This window comes from Mycetohabitans rhizoxinica HKI 454, from assembly GCF_000198775.1.
GTDB classification, from domain to species: domain Bacteria; phylum Pseudomonadota; class Gammaproteobacteria; order Burkholderiales; family Burkholderiaceae; genus Mycetohabitans; species Mycetohabitans rhizoxinica.
Window position 1 is genome coordinate 2,079,556 of sequence record NC_014722.1, and the last position, 21,292, is coordinate 2,100,847.

Here is a 21,292-nt window from a genome sequence, read left to right on the forward strand (position 1 = left end):
ATAGGGTAATTAAGCACCTTGGTGAATCCATGATGGGAAGCGCTGCGTGAGAGCCATCACAACATCGATTTGAGGCTGCCAACATGCAAGCCACACCATGAATCCACCTATGATCCACCTATGCAGGTCCAATCATTGTTCCGCTTCACTCAAGACCTGATGGCCGTGCCCACGCACCAAGCGTCCGGCCTTAGTGAATCGCACAGGCACCAGCGCAGGAGCAGCATGCGAAGCTTGCTGCCGCTCAGGACTGACGTTACGATAAAGCGGGGTACGCTGCATCGCATTGCGCCCGAGTCTGGCGGCCAGGGCTTCCATGGCGGCAGGCGGCATTTCCTGTCCGTGGGCTGCACCGGCTGCGCGGCTAATCGATTCATTCATTAGGGTACCGCCCAAATCGTTAGCCCCCGCCTGCAAGCAAAGCTGTGCGCCGTGCTCACCCATTTTCACCCAAGACGTTTGAATATTGTCAATCAAGCCATGAAACGCCAGACGCCCGACGGCATGCATCAAAATGGCTTCTCGTAAAGTCGGCCCCTGACGCGCACCTTTCTTTTTAAATAATGGCGCTTCCTCATGGACAAAAGGCAATGGAACAAACTCAGTCAGCCCGCCTGTATCACGTTGCAGCTCGGCAAGCCTGAGGATATGTCGCGCCCAATGCTTATACGATTCGACATGACCGAACATGATCGTGCAAGTGGTCCGCAATCCCAACTCATGTGCCGATCGCACGACGGTCAACCATTCTTGCGTATTCAACTTATCCGGACAGATTTGTCGCCGCACTTCGTCGTCCAGGATCTCGGCTGCGGTCCCAGGCAACGTACTTAATCCAGCGCTTTTCAAATCAGACAAAAAAGCGCTGATTGACGTCCCCAGGGTCGTGGCACCATGCAGCACCTCAAGGGGCGAAAAGGCGTGAATGTGCATGTCTGGACATTCTGTTTTAGCCGCTTCGCAGATGTCAAGATAAGTACGTCCCGTATAGTCGGGATGAATGCCCCCTTGCAAGCAGACCTCCGTCGCCCCTCGATCCCACGCTTCTTTGACGCGGCGACGGATTTCGTTGAGGTCAACGATATAGGGCTTTTCGCGCAAGTCTTCTTGTATCGGTCCTCGTGAAAAAGCACAAAAATTGCAATGGTATTGGCAGACGTTGGTGTAGTTGATGTTCCGATTGACAACGTAAGTGATCGTGTCGCCCTTTGTCTGCCTGCGCAAACGGTCCGCCGTGTGCGTCACATGCGTAAAATCATGGCCGCGTGCGTTAAATAAATGTACAAGCTCGGCTTCTTCGAGGCGCTCACCCGCCACGCATTTCTCGACGATATCGATCGTCTGCGAACCAACACGATCAACCTGGGAAGCCGTGGGAGTGACTGCCAGGCAAGCGATATCCCCTATCGTCGTGGAGCCGGCTTTCCAGATATCGCTTGTTGCCAATCCACTGCAATCTGAATGGCGTAGCACATCAGCATGCAAGCCCGGGTCGATCCAACGATCACGTTCCTCGATATAGGCAGGATAGACGGTTATCCGCTCGGTCAACGTCTTCCCGCCCCTGTCTGTATCCTCACTTAAGCGGTCAAGGTGCGGCCACGGCGCTTCTGGATTAACGTGATCAGGCGTGACCGGCGATACGCCGCCCCAATCATTGATTCCCGCGCGAATCAAATCGGTCAAGTCACCGTCGAAAAGATTAGGCGGCACCTGGATGCTCATTGCGGAACCCAGGACCAACCGGGCGACCGCTGTTGTCCAACACAATTCGTCCATTGACGGCTCAGGCGCGTTAACCATTTTGGTGCCGGGTTTCGCGCGAAAGTTCTGAATAATGACCTCCTGCACATGACCATAGCGATCATGCAAATCCCGCAGCGCAAAGAGCGATTCAAGCCGCTCGCGGCGTGTCTCCCCGATACCAATCAATATGCCTGAGGTGATCGGTATATGCGCTTCGCCGGCAAGGCGAAGCGTTTCAAGCCGCGCTGCCGGGTGCTTATCGGGAGAGCCGTAATGCGGCCCACCACGCTCGGAAAGACGTTCAGAAGCCGTCTCTAGCATCAACCCGAAGGAAGGGGCATGGGGCCGCAGCATCTGGTATTCTGCCGCGCTTAGCACGCCCATATTAAAGTGGGGCAGCAGCCCGGTTTCAGCTCGTACGCGTTGCGCGACCTCAGCGACATAGTCGGCTGTCGTAGCATGACCCAGTTGCTGCAGCGCATCGCGTGCAGCGGCATAACGCGCTTCGGGCCGATCTCCGAGCGTAAACAAAGCCTCACGACAGCCAACTGCAGCACCCGCCCGCGCAATGTCCAGCGCTTGGTCCACGGTAAGAAATGCTTGGCCAATCACCCGTGGCGCTTTGGCAAAGGTGCAGTAGTGGCAAACATCTCGACAAAGATGGGTGAGCGGAATAAAAACCTTGCGCGAATAGGTGATGACGTTGCCCCAACCGATATCGCGCCATGCCGATGCCAGACCCGCCAACTCACGCCAATCTTGCACCGCTTCAAGCTCATACGCCAAAGCCTTGTCATCTAGCCTTGGCTGACTGCCCTTAGCGGAACGTTCGACCTCTTGGATCATTTTGTAAATAGGATTGCTTACTAGATTTGGCATAGCACCCTCCTCTTGGCGTCTTTGATGGAAGACTCGAATTCCTCAAGGTCGGCAGGCAAGTCTACATCCAACGCCCACTCTCTTGAACGGACAATCCAAACATCAATTCCGGCGCACCGAGCGGCGTTTTGATGAGCGGAAAAGCTTGGCCCGCTGAAAAACAACGGAATAGCGCCAGGTCGGCAAATCAGCCCATTCGTGCCATGACCGTCCCGGTTTGGCGCCATGCCAATCGCATCGACCGGTGCACGGCTCAACATGTCGATGGCCGCCCCATCCAACAGGGGCAAATCACCGGGGACAAACATCACACGCTCTCCGCCTGCTGCCGCAATATGAGCCATCGCTCGCGAACAGGCATTCGCCATGCCTTCGTCCGGTGGTCCCCACAAGATCTCAGCACCGGCTGCCCGGGCCATTTCCGCCGTACTTTCCGACGGCGTCACCACCAATAGGGAAGCAATCCGAGGCGATGCGCGTAACGTACCAATGACATGACTGGCCATGGAAAAAAACAACGCTTGGCGCGCAGCATGGCTTAAAACGCCAGACAACCGGGTTTTGGCACACTCAGGCGCTTTCAACGGCACGACCGCCCAGATGCCCGTATTGCGCTGGGCGACAGAAACAGGAGACATACCATTGCATCTCATATTGTTTCACTTCCCGGAGAATCAGGACAACTGTGTCGAATTCAAATCAATCGAAACAATTACCCGGCTTAGGTACCTATTGCACAACGAATTGGTACATCTGCTTCCTTCGTGAGTGCCGCTAGCTTGCGTACAAGCACTGCATTGCCATAGTTCGACGACATGCTGGCATAGTAGCAAGCCAATTGTCTAGTCACTTGTTATTGACTGTGCCCATTTTTTCTGAGAATCTTTTCACCACTAAAGGGAAGGTGAGGAGCTGAGAGGATGAGCCACACTACACAAACAGCAAGAAGCATGACTGTATCCGCCATCGGTGGCATTCCCTTAATACAAACAGGGGATGATCTTGGCCAGATTATTAAGGAGGCGATCCACAAAAACGGTATCGCTCTAGAAAATGGCGACGTGTTAGTGCTTGCGCAAAAGATCGTTTCAAAGTCCGAAGGACGATGGGCTGCACTATCTTCTGTCACGCCCGGCAAACAAGCTATCGATTTGGCGCAGAAAGTGGATAAAGATCCACGGCTCGTTGAACTGATCCTATCGGAGTCGGCAGAAATCGTTGCACACAGGCAAGACGGTGTACTGATCACCGCTCACCGTCTCGGATGCGTGATGGCGAATGCCGGTATCGATCATTCCAATGTTGGTGATGAAGACAGTGTGCTTCTGCTTCCGAAAGACCCGGATCACAGTGCACGCGAATTAAAAAAACAGTTTCATCGCTTGTGCGGCGTCGATGTCCACATCATCATCAACGATAGTTTTGGCAGAGTGTGGCGCCATGGCACGGCAGGATGCGCAATCGGTGTAGCGGGCTTTTCCCCGCTTAAAAATTATATTGGGAAGCCGGATCTGTTTGGGCARCTCTTACGAACAACCCAAGTGGCAGTGGCCGATGAACTCGCCGCAGCAGCGTCTTTCTTAATGGGACAAGCCGATGAAGGATCGCCTGTTGTGCTGATCCGCGGCGCGAATTTGCCCCCCGCTGATGGAACGGTCCAGCAGCTTATTCGCCCCAAAGAGGAAGATTTATTTCGTGAAACCTCCTCCACACTGGCGGTGGAAATGGCCTAAGCGTGAAATGAGAGGTGGCCGCGCGAAGCCAGTTCACGGCGAACGCGTTCACCGAGACCGTGCTGGATCGAGGCATCAGACTGTCGATGGACGGCAAAAGAAGCTGGCGTGATAACGTGTTTGTTTAACGCGTGTGGCGCAGCGTCAAGTATAAAGAGGTCTACCTGAAGGGGGTACGAGTCGGTCAGTAGGCGAGGTCAATACACGCGGGAGGTGGTATGTGGGCAGCCAAATTGGGAAAAGCAGCGGTTAAAGTGGGGGGTGGTCTTGTCGGAGGTGCAATAATTGACCGCATGTCCAAAACTAACGAAACCGCTAACGAAGCGGAGAAGGTCCATGCGCCAGGCCCGTCAAGGGTTCCCAACTCTCTACTAAGAACAGGTAACCAGCGCCTTAATGATATCAGCCAGCGTATCGCTCCCTCGGAAAATGCCAATCCTGTCACTGAGGGTATTGTTAATCAATATAATAAACGCGTGAATTTGCTGGAAAAATGTCGAACTGTGATAACGCAACCGTCTCAGTCAATGCAAAACGTTCAAACAGCCCTCCACKATTTGGCAGATGATGCTAGAACGTTGCAAGGCGCAGCCAATATTGCACGTGGAAACGCCTCGATTACACCGCAAGAAGCAACTAAAATTACTCATGCAGTCGCCACCGATTCAGTCGAAGGAACGTACAAAACAGTTAAGGCAGCAGCGAGTGCCGCCATCGCCAGCGTCACCACCACGCCAGAAGGTGTCCAGCAAGTCGCGGATGCAATGAGTAGCCGTATTTCGCATGATACGACTGCGGCCGCAGCCGGTTTAGGCGCTGCCAATGCTGCTGCGGCGGCAATCGGCATGATTCCCCATCCAGCCGCCAAAGTTGCATCTGCCGTCCTTAAAATTGGCGGAACGGCCGCAACGGGTGCGCAGCTTTCAGAAAAGATGCGTGAAGCATCGGGTAAGACAAGTGACAGCGCGACCGGAAAAGTGCTTGGGGAAGTGCTGCGCGAGAAAGCGACTAACAAGGCGCACAGCAATGCGGCGCCGGTGCCATCGACTTCGCTGAATACCGCGACTCAACCGACGTCAATGGATTCGCATAGAGCAGCACTGTGTCATGCGATACAGGCACAGTCAACGACGCGACCGAAATTACCGGCAAGCGTGACGCAGTCCGTAGAAAAATGGATGACTGAAAATTGGGCACCCGCTGAAACGCAAACTTCTGATAAAAACCAGTCTTTACAGGTCATACTGGAAGATCCGCTTGCAGAAGCTTCGTCAGATGACGAAGAGACGACAGAAACGTTACAGGCGACGCACCAGCACAGTGTCGCGATGGAGCCAGGCATATGACGTTGCGTGCGCTGTAGGCCAAGCGCGGGCCGCTCAGGATGTCCCGAGCGTGCTAGCCAACACTTTGGCAGCCAGCGTCTTGCCGGTGCCCGAGGCGCCGTAAAAGAGCGCACTGATGCCCATGGCAGTGCTAAGCTTGCGTGCAAAGCCGCGCTAGCACCGCCTCCCGATGGCGAATCGCGGCCCCCACTTCGCGTAGCTGGCGCTGCACGTCGTCGCCTACCATCAGATCGTCCCAGTCTCGGCTGGGCGTAATGCGCTGCGCGAGGAAGCCGAACGCGCGTTGCGCGCGCAGCCCAAACGCCCGACTTAAGTCCGATGCTTCAAGCACCGTATCGGCGCCGCGTTGCTGGCGGTAACTATCGGCCTCCTGCAAGGCGGGTGCCACTGCCTCCGGCGCCAGCCGAAAACGCTGCACGAGTGTCTCGAGTTCAAGTGGGATGGCCGCCGGGCTGCACGAAACCAGTTGATCGTGCAACCATGCCACGTCCTGCGCTGTCCATTGGCCAGCCTTACAACCGTGTCGCTTGGGTTATCGCGGTAAGCAGCCCTAAAACGGCTTTCGAATGGAGTTCGCTATGGGTGGCGTCCGCCACATGAAGCTCGGTATCGGCCAACGAATTTTTTATCTTAGCCTTATTTAACCCCATTTTTTGGAAGAAATTGTCTTTAAATGGCGTGACAAAATCTAGGCCGCCTTTGGGGGCAACGGTATCTTTGCCACCTGAAATATGAATATAATGTTCTACCGTTTCCCTGAGCTTCTCTGTCGGCGGTAAATGATCACCTCGGATGGGTGTGCCTAAGGTGACCAGTTGTTCAATATGACCTTGCGTCAGCTTAATCGCTTCAAAAGCGACATTGCCACCATGGCTATGGGCAATGACATTCGTGATGATACCGGCCCGTGTGTTTTCATCGATTTTCCTTGCAAGGGTTTGCGCCGCCTCAATGCGGGCAAGCCGATGATTTTTGCCACTCCATTGTAAAGCACTTACTTTCCCGCCAAATTTTTCCCGGACAATATCGGCGTATTTTCCATTCGGACTGGTCCACCCTACTTCAGCCGCGGTGGCGTTGAACGTGCCATGAACCAAAATGGTTTCAATGCCATTGTTTGATTGCTCGGACGACCCGATAAAATTGGGTGGGCGATTAAGATAGGGCATTTTGCGCAAGAAATTCAATAAGCCATAAGTCATTTGCTCCTGTGTGGCTTCCGAGACGGCTTCTTTTTTGTCCTTGGGAATACTTTTATCGTGGCCTATCTCAAGATTGGTGGTATGAATCTCTTGCGATCCATTGTACAAGCGTTTCGAAATGGCTTCCGCTCCTTTGAATGGCCTCTCTGGATCGATATCCAGCCAGCTGACCAGTCTGGCAGATGAATCCAGCTCATCTTGGCTGGGTTCAACCTGCGCTCGCCTTGCCTTTCTCTGTTGGCCGGACTGGATCTCATAAGCCTTTCTCATCATCCACCTCGTCAATGCAATGATTTTGCGCTAGATTGACGTAGCAACACATCACATAACAGCTGTATATCATCGGTTCGCCTCTGACACAATACCGATTTGTCGTGCACGAGATCGCTTCAAGTCTCTGCGCATCTAGTAGTGGGGCGTCGGGAGCAAGTGCAGCTGCGTGTCCGCTTCATCGACGATCAGTGCGTAGCCGGCAAGCGTCGCGCTTGATGTCCAGTGCTGTAGGATTGCGCGGATGCAAATATTGTCGTCTGCCGTCACCACGCCCGAGAGCGTCACTCGCAAATGCTGCCAGGGCCACTGCATCAGCAGCCAGTCGCTGGCGTCGCGGGCTAGCTCGAGCTGCCAGGTGCTGCGCTCGCACCGCAATACGCCTGTGCGTTGCAAGAACAGCGTGCGCACGTCCGTGATGCTTAAGTGCTGCCAACCAGGCAAACGAGCGGGTAAGGCCGCCAGCCACGTGGCGACTGTCGCCTGTTGCGGTGACGTGAGTCCGGGCGCTGCTACACGAGGGAGTACCCCGGGCGGCAACGCGCACAGCAGCCACAGCAGCCACGAGTCGAGCACCAGGTCGGCGTCTTCCCCAATCAATGTTTACAAGGCTAACACCGCCTGGTAACCGCTTGCCGGCTCGCGCGAGCGCAACTCGATACCCTGTTGTTCCAGCAGGCTGGGCAGCAACGGCCAAAGTAAAACGATCCCGTCATTGGGAATCGGCCACGGCGCGGCCGAGCGAGCCACTGGTAGAGCTGAAGGCGCTGCATGCCAACACCGGCCAGTTGACCCTGGAAATGATTTTTTAAAAGGCGCGCTCACCAAGGCGGGATGGCTGAGTGCAAAGCGATGATCGAGCGTGCGCATGCACTGCCGGTTTCGCAGCAGACCCGGCTCGTCGGCATTGCGAGATCGAGCGCGTCTTACCGGCCGCGGCCGACGCGCAAGGCCGATCAGTTGCTGATGCGACGGATCGACGAACTGCACATGGCGTTTCCGTTTGCCAGAGCACGCCTGCGCGCGCCGCGAGGGACATGAGATCGGCCGTCAGCGCGTGCGCACGCTGATGGGGTGCATGGGCGTCGAGGCGCTGTACTGGGCATTGGCCATGGCGGATCATTCTAGCGCGATTGCACGTACCTTCCATGGCCAACTCGGCGCGGCTTCGACCAGCCACGCCGGCATCAGACTACCTGCGCGGTATTTGCCGACCAAACACCAGACAAGATTTTCTCAAGCCAGAACGCGCCAATAATCGTCTTGACGTCGCTCACCTCCCCGCGCCGAATCCACTCGTGCAAGATGGCCGGTTCGACGACGATCGTCTCCAGAAACTCACCATCGTCCAGCGCACGCTCACCTTCAGTCAGACCACGCGCCAAATACAGGTCGATAAATTCGGTCGAATACGAAATGACCGGGTGGATACGAGTCAGGTAGACAAACTCGTTCGCACGATAGCCAGTTTCCTCGCGCAACTCGCGTTGAGCGCACGCGAGCGCCCCTTCCTGTGGATCGAGCTTGCCGGCCGGGAACTCAACCATCACACGGCCAACCGGGTAACGATACTGGCGCTCCATCAGCACGCGACCGTCATCGAGCAGCGGCAATACCATCACCGCACCGGGATGCTCGACAAACTCGCGCGTGGCCGTCTTGCCGTCTGGCAGTCGTACGGTGTCACGCTTGAGCGTCAGGAAATGGCCGTCATATAGGGTCTGGCCGTCGAGCCGGGTCTCGACCAGATGGGCGTCGTCGCTTGGAATGCGTGTCATGTCGCGCCTTTTTGAGCGGTCGCCGATTCACGCGGCGCGCCGCTTGACGAGATACTGGTAAACGAAGCCGGGAAACGCAAGCACCACAAACAGGCTAAACGTCACCGCGTAAAACTGCCACCCTTGCTCGAAGCGATTGCCGGCCCGTGCCTCGAGCGCAAAACCGAGCAGCCCCGTGGCAAAGTAAAGCGCGATCAACTCGGCGATCCGCCACCAGGCGCTCTTGCGTGCGCCCGGCGCGGCACCGGGTACCGGCAGTATTGCCAGTAACCGCTGGTTGACGAACGGCAGGTTCGCGCCGAGCAGCGCGACCAGGACGATAAACCAGCCAGCGGGCGACATCGTGACAGCCGTCGTTACAGCGACAGCGTCTGGCGCACCGCCTGCAGGCAGCTCGACATCAGCGGTCCGGGAACGATGCCCAGCAGCAGCACCGCGAGACCGTTAAGCGCGAGCAGTGCGCGATTGCCACCATAGGTAGTGATCGGCGTCGCGTCAACTGGCTCGTCGAAGTACATCAGTTTGACGATGCGCAGATAGTAGAACGCCCCGAACAGCGACGTGACGACCGCGAGCACCGCCAGCCACGTCAGGTTCGCATTCACCGCGGCCTCGAGTACCGCGAATTTCGCATAAAAGCCGACCGTCGGCGGGATGCCCGCCAACGAGAACATCATCAACAACATCACGAACGCGAACACTGGACTGCGCTTGTTCAAGCCCTTGAAGTCATCCAGCGTGTCGGCCTCGAAATCGCGGCGCGCAAGCAGCATCACGATACCGAACGAGCCCAGTGTCGTCAGCAGATACGTGATGCTGTAAAACACCGCGGATCCGTATGCGCTCGCCGCACCACTCGCCTTGCCATCGACAACGCCGGACAGCAGGCCGAGCAGCACGAAGCCCATATTCGAGATCGCCGAGTAAGCGAGCATCCGCTTCACGTTGCGTTGCACGATACCGGTGATATTGCCCACGATCAACGACAGCGCGGCCAGAATCACCAGCATCGTCTGCCAATCGACCGCCAGCGGCAACATCCCCATCACCAAGAAGCGCAGCCCCCACGCGAAGGCCGCGACTTTCGGGCCGCCGCCAGTGAGCAACGTCATCGCGGTCGGCGCGCCATGATAAACGTCAGGTACCCACATGTGGAACGGCACGGCCCCCATCTTAAACGCGATGCCGGCAACGATAAAAATCACACCGAACAGCAACACGGCATAGTTGATGCGACCCGACGCGATCGCGGTGAACACGTCATGCAGCTCGAGCGAGCCGGTCGCGCCGTACATCATCGAGATGCCGTATAGCAGGAAGCCAGACGCCAGCGCCCCGAGCACGTAGTACTTCATCGCCGCTTCGTTGGACTGCGGCACGTCACGACGCAGCGCGATGATCGCGTACAACGATAGGGACATCAGTTCCAATCCCAGATACAGCGTCAGAAAATTGTTGCCTGACACCATCACCAGCTGTCCAAGCAGCGAGAACAGCGCCAGCAGATAGAAGTCGCCGCGGAACAGGTCACGTTCCTCGAGGTACTTGCGCGAATAGATCAGCGACACCGCAAAGCCAAGCGAGATGAACGACTTCATCAGGCTCGCGAACGGGTCGACCACATACATGTTCGAGAAGTAGTAGTGCGAATGCGGATCGTTCGCGATCACCGCATACCAAAGCGCGGCGATCAAGCCGGACGCGACCGCGATCACATAGGTCAGGCCACGGCCCTTCTTGCCGGTGATGATGTCGTTTAGCCATGCGACGACAGTGACGATCATCAGGAATGCGTCGGGCAACAGGGCACTGAGAGGAGCGTTTTGCATAGTGTTGTCAATCCTCCCTTACTGCGGCAACGCCGGCAGCTTCGACTGCGCGACATGGGAGAGCAGGTTAATCACCGATTCGTGCATCACGTTCGTGAACGGCTTCGGGTAGATGCCCATATACAGCACGAGCAACGCCAGCACCATCAACATCCAGAACTCGCGGCGACTCACATCGACGAGCTTCGCGACATGGTCGTTCGCGACCGCGCCAAAATAGACGCGCTTGACCATCCACAACGTGTACGCGGCGCCCAGGATCAGCGTAATCGCCGCGAGCAATCCGATCCAGAAATTGAACTTCACGGCCGCCAGGATCACCATGAATTCGCCGACGAACCCGGATGTGCCCGGCAATCCACAATTGGCCATCGAGAACAGTATCGCGAGCGCCGCAAACTTAGGCATCGTGTTGACGACGCCACCGTAGTCAGCGATCTGGCGCGAGTGCATGCGGTCATACAGCACGCCGATGCACAGGAACATCGCACCCGACACGAAACCGTGCGAGATCATCTGTACGATGGCACCTTCGACGCCGAGCTGGCTGAACAGAAAGAAGCCGAGCGTGACAAAACCCATGTGCGTGATCGACGAATACGCGACCAGCTTTTTCATGTCGGCCTGCACCAGGGCGACGAAGCCGATATAGATCACGGCGACGAGCGACAGCGTGATGACGGCCGGCGCCAGCATGTGGCTCGCATCCGGCGCGATCGGCAGCGAGAAGCGCAGGAAGCCGTACGCGCCCAGCTTCAGCATGATCGCCGCCAACACGACCGAGCCGCCAGTCGGCGCCTCGACGTGCGCGTCGGGCAACCATGTGTGCACCGGCCACATCGGCACCTTCACCGCAAACGCGAGGAAGAACGCGACGAACAACAGCACCTGCGGCGTCATGCCGAGCGGCAGCGCGTGCCAAGCTGACAACTCGAACGATTGCGACTGCGTGTACAAGTAAATCAATGCGACCAGCATCAGCAACGAGCCGGCCAGCGTGTACAGGAAGAACTTGAACGCCGCATACACGCGGTTCGGGCCGCCCCAGACACCGATAATCAGGTACATCGGGATCAGCGTCGCCTCAAAGAACACATAGAACAGCATTCCGTCGGCCGCCGAGAACACGCCCACCATCAAGCCCGACAGGATGAGGAACGCGGCCATGTACTGCGCCACGCGGTCCGTAATCACCTCCCATCCGGCAATCACAACGATGACCGTGATGAATGCGGTCAGCACGACGAACCACATCGACAGCCCGTCGACGCCGAGGTGATACGTGATATTGAAACGTTCGATCCACGGCGCGACTTCAACGAACTGCAGCGCCGAGGTGCTTGCGTCGAAGCCGCTGATCAACGGCAGCGTGACGATGAAGCTAATCACCGCGCCGATCAGCGCAGTCCAGCGCGCGACACCGGGTGTCTTGTCTGAGCCGACTGCAAGAACGGCAATACCGAACGCGATCGGCAACCAGATCGCGAAAGTCAAAACGGGGAAATGAGCGTGCATACCTGTCCTCGCGTTATTTGCTCAGCGTAACGAACAGGGTCAGCAACCCCAACATGCCGATAATCATGGCGAACGCGTAGTGGTAAATGTAACCAGTTTGCAGGAAGCGGATCACGCCGGCAAACTTCGCGACCGCGCGCGCGCTGCCGTTGACCAAACCGTCGATCACGACGACATCGCCCTCCTTCCAAAGTCCTTTGCCGAACGTCACCGCGCCCTTAGCGAACACGACCTCGTTGATCTTGTCCATGTAGTACTTATTGTCTAGCAGCGTATAGATGCCCGAGAAGCGCTGGCGGATCGCCGCCGGGAGGTCTGGCCGCTTCAGGTACAGGAACCAGGCGACGATGACACCGACCAACGCGAGCCAGATCGGCAAACTGGATAGCGAGTGCAGCGCCATCGGCATCCAGCCGTGAAACTCCCCGGCCATCTCCCGCAACGCGTCGTGGTGCTCACTGATGTAGACAACCTTATCGAACACGACGCCGTGCGAGAAGAAGTCGCCGAAAATCATCGGGCCCACCGCGATCGCACCGATCACAACGGACGGGATCGCGAGCAGCACCAGCGGCAGCGTGACCACCCACGGCGTCTCGTGCGGCTCGTGCGCGCCATGCCCATGATGGCCGTGCCCATCGTCGTCATGACGCACGTTGCGGAAGCGCTCCGGACCGTGGAACACCATGAAAACCATCCGGAATGCGTACAGCGCAGTCACGAACACGCTGGCGGTCACCGCGAAGTACGCGAATCCCGAGCCCGGCAAATGCGACAACTTGACCGCCTCGATAATCGAGTCCTTCGAATAAAAGCCAGAGAAGAACGGCGTGCCGATCAGCGCAAGCGAGCCGACCAACGACGTTATCCACGTGATCGGCATGTACTTGCGCAGCCCGCCCATGTTGCGCATATCCTGGTCGTGATGCATGCCGATGATCACTGAACCGGCACCCAGGAACAGCAGTGCCTTAAAGAACGCGTGCGTCATCAGGTGGAATACCGCGACCGAGTATGCGGAGGCGCCGAGCGCTACGGTCATGTAACCGAGCTGGGACAGCGTCGAGTACGCGACGACCCGCTTGATATCGTTCTGCACGATACCGAGGAAGCCCATGAACAGTGCAGTGATCGCGCCAATCACCATCACGAACGACAGCGCGGCGTCGGACAACTCGAACAGCGGCGACATCCGCGTGACCATGAAGATGCCCGCGGTCACCATCGTGGCGGCGTGGATCAGCGCGGAGATCGGCGTCGGGCCTTCCATCGAGTCAGGTAGCCAGACGTGCAGCGGGAACTGCGCGGACTTGCCCATCGCGCCGATGAACAGGCAGATGCAAGTCACCGTAATCAGCTGCCAGTGCGTGCCGGGCAGCATGCCTGCGCTGGTCAGCGCGTCGCGATGCGCGAAGACGTCGCCATAGTTCAACGAGCCGACATACGCGAGCACCAGACCGATGCCGAGCAAAAAGCCAAAGTCACCGACGCGGTTCACGAGGAACGCCTTCAGGTTCGCGTAGATCGCAGTCGGACGCGTGTACCAAAAGCCGATCAGCAAGTAGGACACCAGCCCGACCGCTTCCCACCCGAAGAACAGTTGCAGGAAGTTGTTGCTCATCACGAGCATCAGCATCGAGAACGTGAACAGCGAGATGTACGAGAAGAAGCGCTGATAGCCCGGGTCCTCCTGCATGTAGCCGATCGTGTAGATATGCACCATCAGCGACACGAAGGTGACCACGCACATCATCATCGCAGTCAGCGAGTCGACCAGGAAGCCGATTTCGAGCTTCAAGCTGTCCTGTCCCGGCACGATGCTCGGCAGCGTCGCCCATTCGTAGATCGTGCCGTTGAAACTGGCGCCATCGAGCACATCGAGGAACACCAGCGCGGAGATCACGAATGCGATTGCTACGCCGAGGATCGTCACGCGATGCGCGTTGTGGCGGCCGATGGTCTTGCCGAACAGGCCGGCGATCAGCGAGCCGGCCAGGGGCGCCAGCGGGACTGCCAGCAGTAGGTTGGGATTGAGTATCGTTGCCATAACAGTCAGGGCCTTTTTCCTTAACCCTTGAGCCGGTCGAGATCCTCGACGTTGATCGTGTCGAGGCTGCGGAACAATGTGACCAGGATCGCGAGGCCGATCGCCGCTTCGGCCGCGGCCACGGTCAGCACAAAGAACACGAAGATCTGGCCGTGCGCGTCGCCGAGATAGTGCGAGAACGCGACGAAATTGGTGTTCACCGCGAGCAGCATCAACTCGATCGCCATCAAGATGATGATCACGTTGCGGCGGTTCAGGAAGATCCCAACGATCGAGATCGCAAATAGGATTGCGCCGAGCACGAGGTAATGAGCGAGGCTCAACATGGTTCTTTTCTCCTTGTCTCGATCAGCGAGTGTCGCCAACCGCGCCAGCACCGGTGTTGCCCGGCGTCGCCGGTTGCGTCGAGGCGTCCGGTGCCTGCTTCTCGGCGGCCATTCGTACCAGCCGCACGCGATCCTCGCGCCGCACCCGCACCTGCTCGCTGACGCGCTGGCGCTTCACGTCCTTGCCGTCGCGGATCGTCAGCGCGAGCGCCGCGACGATCGCGACCAACAGCACGAGGCCCGCGACCTCGAACGCGAAGATGTAGTCGCTGTAGATGATGCGGCCAATCATACGGGTGTTCGATAGCGCGCCCCCGGCTCCGGCTGCTTGTGTCGCCTGCACGGCATCATGCACCGGCGAAACGGTCGCGCCGTAACCGTGCCACAGAATCAACGCGGTCTCGATCACGATGATCGCGCCGACAATCGTCGCCACCGGCACAAAGCGGCGGAAGTCGCGCCGCAACACATCGAGGTTGATGTCCAGCATCATCACGACGAACAGGAACAGCACCATCACGGCGCCGACGTAGACGAGCACCAACAGGATCGCGAGGAACTCGGCCTCGAGCAGCATCCAGATCGCGGCGGCGTTGAAGAACGCGAGCACTAGAAACAGCGCCGAGCTCACCGGGTTGCGCGCGGTAATCACCTTGAGCCCTGACACGGTCATGAGCAGCGCGAAGATGTAGAAAAGGACGGTCGTGAATTCCATGTTTACCGGATCATCGTTAGGCGTATCGTTATCGTATCGTGCGTCGGGGCGACGAGCCCCGCGACGCTCACCGGTACGGTGCGTCGGCCGCCTTCGCCGCCGCAATCTGGGCTTCGTAGCGATCGCCGACCGCGAGCAGCATGTCCTTCGTGAAATACAGGTCGCCGCGCTTCTCGCCGTGATACTCGAGGATCTGCGTCTCGACGATCGAATCGACCGGGCAGCTCTCTTCGCAAAAGCCACAGAAGATGCACTTGGTTAGGTCGATGTCGTAACGCGTCGTGCGGCGCGTGTTGTCAGCACGGACTTCCGATTCGATCGTGATCGCCAGTGCCGGACAGACCGCCTCGCACAGCTTGCATGCAATGCAGCGCTCCTCGCCATTCTCATAGCGGCGCAGCGCATGCAGTCCGCGAAAGCGCGGCGAAATCGGCGTCTTTTCTTCGGGAAACTGCACAGTAATCTTGCGCTGGAACGCATACCGTCCGGTCAGCGCGAGCCCCTTGAGCAACTCGGTCAGAAAGAATGTCTTGAAAAAATTCTGAATTGCGTTCATGGCAACACCTTATTTCCAGATGTTCAGCGGCGACATGATCCAAAAGCCGACCACGACCAACCACACGACACAAACCGGAATGAAGATCTTCCAGCCCAAGCGCATGATCTGGTCGTAGCGATAACGCGGGAACGTCGCGCGGGCCCAGATGAACACCGACAGCAGGAAGAATACTTTGAGCACCAGCCAGACGATGCCCGGGATGAACGACAGGAACTCGAACGGCGCGCTCCAACCACCGAGGAACAGCGTCGCGGCGAGCGCCGAGATCACGATCATGTTGATGTACTCGGCGAGGAAGAACAGCGCAAACGCCATCCCCGAGTAGTCGATCATGTGCCCGGCGACGATTTCCGACTCGCCTTCGACGACGTCAAATGGGTGCCGGTTAGTTTCGGCAATGCCGGAGATGAAGTAGACGACGAACATCGGCAACAGCGGCAGCCAGTTCCACGACAGGAAGTTCAGGCCGAGCCCGGCGAACAACCCGCGCTGTTGCGAATGCACGATATCAGATAGGTTTAGGCTGCCCGACGTCATCAGCACGACGACCAGCGCGAAGCCCATCGCGATTTCATACGACACCATCTGCGCGGCCGCGCGCATCGCGCCGAGGAACGCGTACTTCGAATTCGACGCCCAGCCAGCGAGGATCACGCCGTACACGCCGAGCGACGAAATCGCCATTGCATACAGCAAGCCGGCGTTGATGTCGCCCAGCACCGCCTCGGCCTGGAACGGAATCACCGCCCAGACGCCAAACGCCGGCACTACGACCATAATCGGCGCGACGAGGTAGATCCACTTGGTGGCTTGCGCCGGCTGGATCACTTCCTTGAGCAGCAGCTTGACCACGTCGGCGATCGGCTGCAACAGCCCCTTCGGCCCGACGCGGTTCGGCCCGAGCCGCACGTGCATCCAACCGATCAGCTTGCGCTCCCACAGAATCAGATAGGCGACGCACAACAGGATCGCGACTGACACGATGAGAATGCGCACCAGCGCCCATACGGTCGGCCACGCAACGCCCAGCAACTGGCTGCCGGTTGCATTGATCGTTTCGAACACGCCCATTTAAGCCTTCTCCACCAGCAGATCACCAAACAGGCTGCCGAGCTGGGCCGCGGCGGACGTCGCCGCCGGCACACGCACGACCGCGTCATGCAGCTTCGCATCGCGCAGCGCCGGCAGCGTCACCGACGCCTCGCCCTGCCGCACGCATACCGCATCCCCTTCCTTGAGTCCGAGCTGGTCAAACAGCGCAGCGGGCAACGACACGTGCAGCGCAGCTTTCGCGGCCGCGGTCAAATGCAGTGACGGTGCACGGCGAACCAGCGGGTCGGCGTCGTAGATCGGCACGTCGGCAATCCGCTCGAATGCGCCGGCCGCGCGCGTCGATGCGCCGCGCGCCAGCGGCGCACGCGTCGCGTTCGACAGACGCGCCTGCACGTCCACGCCTTCCAACGCCGCAGCCGCCACTTCCTCGGCGCTCGTGTATTCAAAGTTCGGCAGTCCAAGCAGGTTGCCCAGCACGCGTAGCACCTTCCAGCCCGGCCGTGTCTCACCGAGCGGGCGCACGACGCCAGTGAACGGCTGCACCGTGCCCTGCGCGTTGATGAACGTGCCAGCAGTCTCGGTGAACGGCGCGATCGGCAGCAGCACGTCCGCGTAGTCGGTGCCGGTCTTGAACGACGACAGCGCAACGACCATGTCGGCCTGCGCCAGCGCCGCACGGGCCTGCCGTGGATTCGCGGCGTCGAACTCCGGTTCGACGTTGAATAGCAGATAGGCGCGCCGCGGCGACGCGAATGCCTGCGCGGCGTCCACGCCACCCTCACCGGGCAASGCGCCGATCATGTGGGCACCAACCGTGTTGGCGGCCTCCGGCAGCAAGCCGAGCGTCGCGCCACTCGTCTGCGCAATCCACTGCGCAATGGCGTGCAGCTTCGCGAATTCAGGGTGGCTCACCGCGCTCGTACCCAGCAAAATCACGCGCTGCTCGCCGTTCGACAGCGAGGCGGCGATGTCCTTCGCCGCCGCGTCCGGCTGCACGCCGCCAAGCTCGACCGGCAACGCCACGCCACGGATCTCGGCCACCGCAGCGGCCACGCCGGCCAGCGCGTCCACCCAAGCCGACGGCGCCGCGACGATCTTGTGCGCGACATTGATCAGCGAATCATCGGCGCTCGCATGCAACAAGCTCACCTTGGCACCGCCGGTGGCGGCCTGGCGCAGCCGTGCCGCCAGCAACGGATGATCGCGGCGCAGGAGCGAGCCAATCACGAACGCGGAATCGACGCTGGACAGCGTCGCGATCGGCATGCCAAGCCACGGCGCGCCCTGCAGCGGCGCGGAAAAATCGCTTTGGCGCAGCCGAAAATCCAGGTTCGCGCTACCCAGCGCACGCGTCAACGTCTTAAGCAGGAACAATTCCTCAAGTGTGCTATGCGGGCTGGCGAGCGTAGCGATGGCGTTCGCGCCATGCTCAGCCTTGATGTGCTTCAAGCCATTCGCGACGTAGGTCAGTGCGGTTTCCCAATCGACCTCGCGCCACTTGCCGTCCTGCTTTAGCATCGGCTGCGTCAGGCGCTCGGCGCTATTCAGCGCCTCGTACGAAAAGCGATCCTTGTCTGAAATCCAGCACTCGTTGATCGCCTCGTTCTCCAGCGGCAGCACACGCATCACGCGGTTGTTCTTCACCTGCACGATCAGGTTCGCGCCGACCGAGTCGTGCGGGCTGACCGAGCGGCGACGCGACAATTCCCACGTCCGCGCGCTGTAGCGAAATGGCTTGCTGGTCAGTGCCCCCACCGGACACAGGTCGATCATGTTGCCCGACAACTCGGAGTCGACCGTGTTGCCGACGAACGTCGTGATCTCCGAGTGCTCGCCGCGACCCAGCATGCCAAGCTCCATGATCCCGGCCACTTCCTGGCCGAAGCGCACACAGCGCGTGCAGTGGATGCAGCGCGTCATCTCCTCCATCGAGATCAGCGGCCCGGCGTTCTTGTGGAACACGACGCGCTTCTCTTCTGAATACCGCGACGCGGACTTGCCGTAGCCCACTGCCAAGTCCTGCAGCTGGCATTCACCGCCCTGGTCGCAGATCGGACAATCCAGCGGGTGGTTGATCAGCAGGAACTCCATCACCGACTGCTGCGCCTTCACCGCCTTGTCCGACGTCGTGCGCACAACCATGCCGGCGGACACCGGCGTCGCGCATGCCGGCACGGCCTTCGGCATCTTTTCGACCTCGACCAGGCACATCCGGCAGTTCGCCGCGATCGACAGCTTCTTGTGATAGCAGAAGTGAGGAATGTACGTATCGACCTTGTGCGCAGCTTGGATCACCATGCTGCCTTCCGGCACCTCGACCTTCTTGCCGTCTATTTCAAGTTCAACCATGATGGTGAAGGGTCCCTAACCTAATTCTGTGCGCCCGCTCACGGCGGGCTGTGGCGACGTGCGGCGCCCGCTCACGCGGTCGCGGCGAGCGCTGTATCGCGTGCCATGCCGCCTTGCGTCGGAACGAGGCAATGCTTGTGCTCGACGTGATACTCGAATTCGTTCCAAAAGTGCTTCAACATGCCGCGCACCGGCATCGCCGCTGCGTCGCCCAGCGCGCAGATCGTGCGGCCCATGATGTTCTGCGCGACCGAGTTCAGCAGGTCCAGGTCTTCTTGGCGCCCCTGGCCATGCTCGATCCGATGCACGACCCGATACAGCCAACCGGTGCCCTCGCGGCACGGCGTGCACTGCCCGCAAGACTCCTCGTAGTAGAAGTACGACAAGCGCAGCAGCGAGCGCACCATGCAACGCGTATCGTTCATCACGATCACCGCGCCAGAGCCGAGCATCGAGCCGGCCTTCGCGATCGAGTCGTAGTCCAGGTCGGTCTGCATCATCTGCTCGCCCGGCACCACCGGCGCCGATGAGCCGCCCGGGATCACCGCCTTGATCTGGCCACGTACGCCGCCGGCCAGCTCCATCAGCTTCGCGAACGGCGTGCCGAGCGGCACTTCGTAATTGCCCGGCAGGTTCACGTCGCCAGACACCGAAAAGATCTTCGTGCCACCGTTGTTCGGCTTGCCCAACTCCAGGTACTGCTGCGGACCGATCGCCAGCAGGAACGGCACCGCCGCGAACGTCTCGGTGTTGTTAATCGTCGTCGGCTTGCCGAACGCGCCATAGCTAGCCGGGAACGGCGGCTTGAAGCGCGGCTGCCCCTTCTTGCCCTCGAGCGACTCGAGCAGCGCGGTTTCCTCGCCGCAAATATAGGCGCCATAGCCGTGATGCGCGTGCAACTCGAACGAGAACCCGCTGCCCAGGATGTTATGACCGAGATAGCCGGCAGCACGCGCCTCGTCCAGCGCCTGCTCGAAGCGCTCATAGACTTCCCAGATCTCGCCGTGGATGTAGTTGTAGCCAACGGTAATCCCCATCGCGTACGCGCCGATCGCCATGCCTTCGATCAATGCGTGCGGATTCCAGCGCAGGATGTCGCGGTCCTTGAACGTGCCGGGCTCGCCTTCGTCGGAGTTGCACACCAGATACTTCTGCCCGGGAAACTGACGTGGCATGAAGCTCCACTTGAGCCCCGTCGGGAACCCCGCGCCGCCACGGCCGCGCAAACCAGACGCCTTCACGTCCGCGATCACCTGCTCCGGCGGAATCTTCTGCTCAAGAATGCGGCGCAGTTGCTGGTAGCCACCGCGGGCGACGTAATCCTGCAAATGCCAGTTCTCGCCGTTCAGGCCCGCGAGAATCAGCGGATTGATATGCCGATCGTGCAAAGACGTCATTTGGACAGCTCCTCGAGCAACTGGTCGATCTTCTCGCGGCTCATGAAGCTGCACATCCGATGGTTGTTCAGCAACACCACCGGCGCATCGCCACAGGCGCCGAAGCACTCGCCTTCTTTCAGCGTGAATTTGCCGTCGGGCGTCGTCTCGCCAAAATCGATTCCCAGCTTCTGCTTCAGATATTCCGCGGTCTGCTGCGCACCGCTCAGTTGGCACGGCAAGTTCGTGCACAGCGTAATCTTGTGCTGACCGACTGGCGCGGTCTCGTACATTGTGTAAAACGTCGCGACTTCCTGCACCGCGATGGCCGGCATCTTCAGATAGTCGGCGACGAATTGCATCAGCTCCGGCGACAGCCAGCCCTGCTCTCGCTGCGCAATCGCAAGCGCCGCCATCACGGCGGACTGCTGGTGACCGGCGGGGTACTTCGCCACCGCGCGATCGATTTCCTTGAGGCCTTCAGCTGAGATCATTTTCAGACACGACTCATTCAATGCTTACCGAACGAAAACCTGCCGGCGAACCGCTACCGGCAGACCTGACGCTCC

The 21,292-nt window shown here is 59.1% G+C and carries 20 protein-coding genes and 1 pseudogene; 3 read left to right on the forward strand and 18 right to left on the reverse strand.

Annotation, left to right across the window (positions count from 1 at the left end; genetic code table 11):
• Positions 1 to 132 precede the first annotated feature (132 nt).
• Complete coding sequence (gene cofH / locus RBRH_RS08965) at positions 133 to 2,625, reverse strand: 5-amino-6-(D-ribitylamino)uracil--L-tyrosine 4-hydroxyphenyl transferase CofH (protein ID WP_013435882.1); 2,493 nt, start codon at positions 2,623 to 2,625, stop codon at positions 133 to 135.
• Positions 2,613 to 3,278 carry a 2-phospho-L-lactate guanylyltransferase gene (gene cofC / locus RBRH_RS08970; RefSeq protein ID WP_013435883.1) on the reverse strand — a complete coding sequence of 222 codons (666 nt, stop codon included), beginning with the start codon at positions 3,276 to 3,278 and terminating at the stop codon, positions 2,613 to 2,615. The genes cofH and cofC overlap by 13 nt, the downstream gene beginning before the upstream one ends.
• Before the next feature lie 267 nt (positions 3,279 to 3,545).
• On the opposite strand from cofC, the gene cofE reads away from it, so the two are divergent.
• Together cofE and RBRH_RS08980 are read left to right on the forward strand one after the other, a co-directional pair.
• Positions 3,546 to 4,358, forward strand: a complete 813-nt coding sequence (gene cofE, locus RBRH_RS08975; RefSeq protein ID WP_013435884.1) for a coenzyme F420-0:L-glutamate ligase — start codon at positions 3,546 to 3,548, stop codon at positions 4,356 to 4,358.
• 218 nt (positions 4,359 to 4,576) lie between these two features.
• The gene (locus RBRH_RS08980; protein ID WP_013435886.1) at positions 4,577 to 5,704 is read left to right on the forward strand and encodes a hypothetical protein; all 1,128 of its coding nucleotides are present in this window, start codon (positions 4,577 to 4,579) and stop codon (positions 5,702 to 5,704) included.
• A 33-nt stretch (positions 5,705 to 5,737) separates the two neighbouring features.
• Here RBRH_RS08980 and RBRH_RS21355 read toward each other — a convergent pair whose 3' ends face one another.
• The 4 genes from RBRH_RS21355 to RBRH_RS08995 form a co-directional block, all read right to left on the reverse strand.
• Positions 5,738 to 5,827, reverse strand: coding sequence for an AAA family ATPase (locus RBRH_RS21355; protein WP_157864413.1), 90 nt, complete (start codon positions 5,825 to 5,827; stop codon positions 5,738 to 5,740).
• A 7-nt stretch (positions 5,828 to 5,834) separates the two neighbouring features.
• The gene (locus tag RBRH_RS08985) at positions 5,835 to 6,191 is read right to left on the reverse strand and encodes a hypothetical protein (RefSeq protein ID WP_013435887.1); all 357 of its coding nucleotides are present in this window, start codon (positions 6,189 to 6,191) and stop codon (positions 5,835 to 5,837) included.
• Between the two features lie 25 nt (positions 6,192 to 6,216).
• On the reverse strand, positions 6,217 to 7,176 hold the full coding sequence (locus RBRH_RS08990; RefSeq protein WP_157864414.1) for an esterase/lipase family protein: 960 nt from the start codon (positions 7,174 to 7,176) through the stop codon (positions 6,217 to 6,219).
• Positions 7,177 to 7,311: 135 nt separating this feature from the next.
• Positions 7,312 to 7,776, reverse strand: a complete 465-nt coding sequence (locus RBRH_RS08995; RefSeq protein ID WP_013435889.1) for a contractile injection system tape measure protein — start codon at positions 7,774 to 7,776, stop codon at positions 7,312 to 7,314.
• Between the two features lie 122 nt (positions 7,777 to 7,898).
• On the opposite strand from RBRH_RS08995, the pseudogene RBRH_RS21360 reads away from it, so the two are divergent.
• Positions 7,899 to 8,275 (forward strand): annotated as a pseudogene (locus RBRH_RS21360) (IS3 family transposase); the annotation flags it as partial.
• An 88-nt stretch (positions 8,276 to 8,363) separates the two neighbouring features.
• Here the strand turns inward: RBRH_RS21360 and RBRH_RS09005 are convergent.
• The 12 genes from RBRH_RS09005 to nuoE form a co-directional block, all read right to left on the reverse strand.
• A complete protein-coding gene (locus RBRH_RS09005; RefSeq protein ID WP_013435893.1) occupies positions 8,364 to 8,954 on the reverse strand; it encodes an NUDIX domain-containing protein in 591 nt (196 codons plus the stop codon).
• A 27-nt stretch (positions 8,955 to 8,981) separates the two neighbouring features.
• The gene (locus tag RBRH_RS09010) at positions 8,982 to 9,296 is read right to left on the reverse strand and encodes a DUF2818 family protein (RefSeq protein ID WP_013435894.1); all 315 of its coding nucleotides are present in this window, start codon (positions 9,294 to 9,296) and stop codon (positions 8,982 to 8,984) included.
• A 14-nt stretch (positions 9,297 to 9,310) separates the two neighbouring features.
• Positions 9,311 to 10,783 carry an NADH-quinone oxidoreductase subunit NuoN gene (gene nuoN / locus RBRH_RS09015; protein ID WP_013435895.1) on the reverse strand — a complete coding sequence of 491 codons (1,473 nt, stop codon included), beginning with the start codon at positions 10,781 to 10,783 and terminating at the stop codon, positions 9,311 to 9,313.
• Positions 10,784 to 10,801: 18 nt separating this feature from the next.
• Positions 10,802 to 12,298: an NADH-quinone oxidoreductase subunit M gene (locus tag RBRH_RS09020; RefSeq protein WP_013435896.1), complete on the reverse strand. Its 1,497-nt coding sequence runs from the start codon at positions 12,296 to 12,298 to the stop codon at positions 10,802 to 10,804.
• A 13-nt stretch (positions 12,299 to 12,311) separates the two neighbouring features.
• Positions 12,312 to 14,345 carry an NADH-quinone oxidoreductase subunit L gene (gene nuoL, locus RBRH_RS09025; protein ID WP_013435897.1) on the reverse strand — a complete coding sequence of 678 codons (2,034 nt, stop codon included), beginning with the start codon at positions 14,343 to 14,345 and terminating at the stop codon, positions 12,312 to 12,314.
• 20 nt (positions 14,346 to 14,365) lie between these two features.
• Positions 14,366 to 14,671, reverse strand: a complete 306-nt coding sequence (gene nuoK / locus RBRH_RS09030) for an NADH-quinone oxidoreductase subunit NuoK (protein ID WP_041753724.1) — start codon at positions 14,669 to 14,671, stop codon at positions 14,366 to 14,368.
• Positions 14,672 to 14,693: 22 nt separating this feature from the next.
• A complete protein-coding gene (locus tag RBRH_RS09035; RefSeq protein ID WP_041753725.1) occupies positions 14,694 to 15,386 on the reverse strand; it encodes an NADH-quinone oxidoreductase subunit J in 693 nt (230 codons plus the stop codon).
• A gap of 67 nt (positions 15,387 to 15,453) precedes the next feature.
• Positions 15,454 to 15,942 carry an NADH-quinone oxidoreductase subunit NuoI gene (nuoI, locus tag RBRH_RS18985; protein WP_013435900.1) on the reverse strand — a complete coding sequence of 163 codons (489 nt, stop codon included), beginning with the start codon at positions 15,940 to 15,942 and terminating at the stop codon, positions 15,454 to 15,456.
• Positions 15,943 to 15,951: 9 nt separating this feature from the next.
• Positions 15,952 to 17,016: an NADH-quinone oxidoreductase subunit NuoH gene (nuoH, locus tag RBRH_RS09045; RefSeq protein ID WP_013435901.1), complete on the reverse strand. Its 1,065-nt coding sequence runs from the start codon at positions 17,014 to 17,016 to the stop codon at positions 15,952 to 15,954.
• The gene (gene nuoG, locus RBRH_RS09050) at positions 17,017 to 19,347 is read right to left on the reverse strand and encodes an NADH-quinone oxidoreductase subunit NuoG (protein WP_013435902.1); all 2,331 of its coding nucleotides are present in this window, start codon (positions 19,345 to 19,347) and stop codon (positions 17,017 to 17,019) included.
• Positions 19,348 to 19,418: 71 nt separating this feature from the next.
• Positions 19,419 to 20,744 (reverse strand): NADH-quinone oxidoreductase subunit NuoF, encoded by a 1,326-nt coding sequence (gene nuoF, locus RBRH_RS09055; protein WP_013435903.1) that lies wholly within the window; start codon positions 20,742 to 20,744, stop codon positions 19,419 to 19,421.
• A complete protein-coding gene (gene nuoE / locus RBRH_RS09060; protein WP_041753726.1) occupies positions 20,741 to 21,217 on the reverse strand; it encodes an NADH-quinone oxidoreductase subunit NuoE in 477 nt (158 codons plus the stop codon). Before nuoE ends, nuoF begins: the two co-directional genes overlap by 4 nt.
• Positions 21,218 to 21,292: the final 75 nt, after the last annotated feature.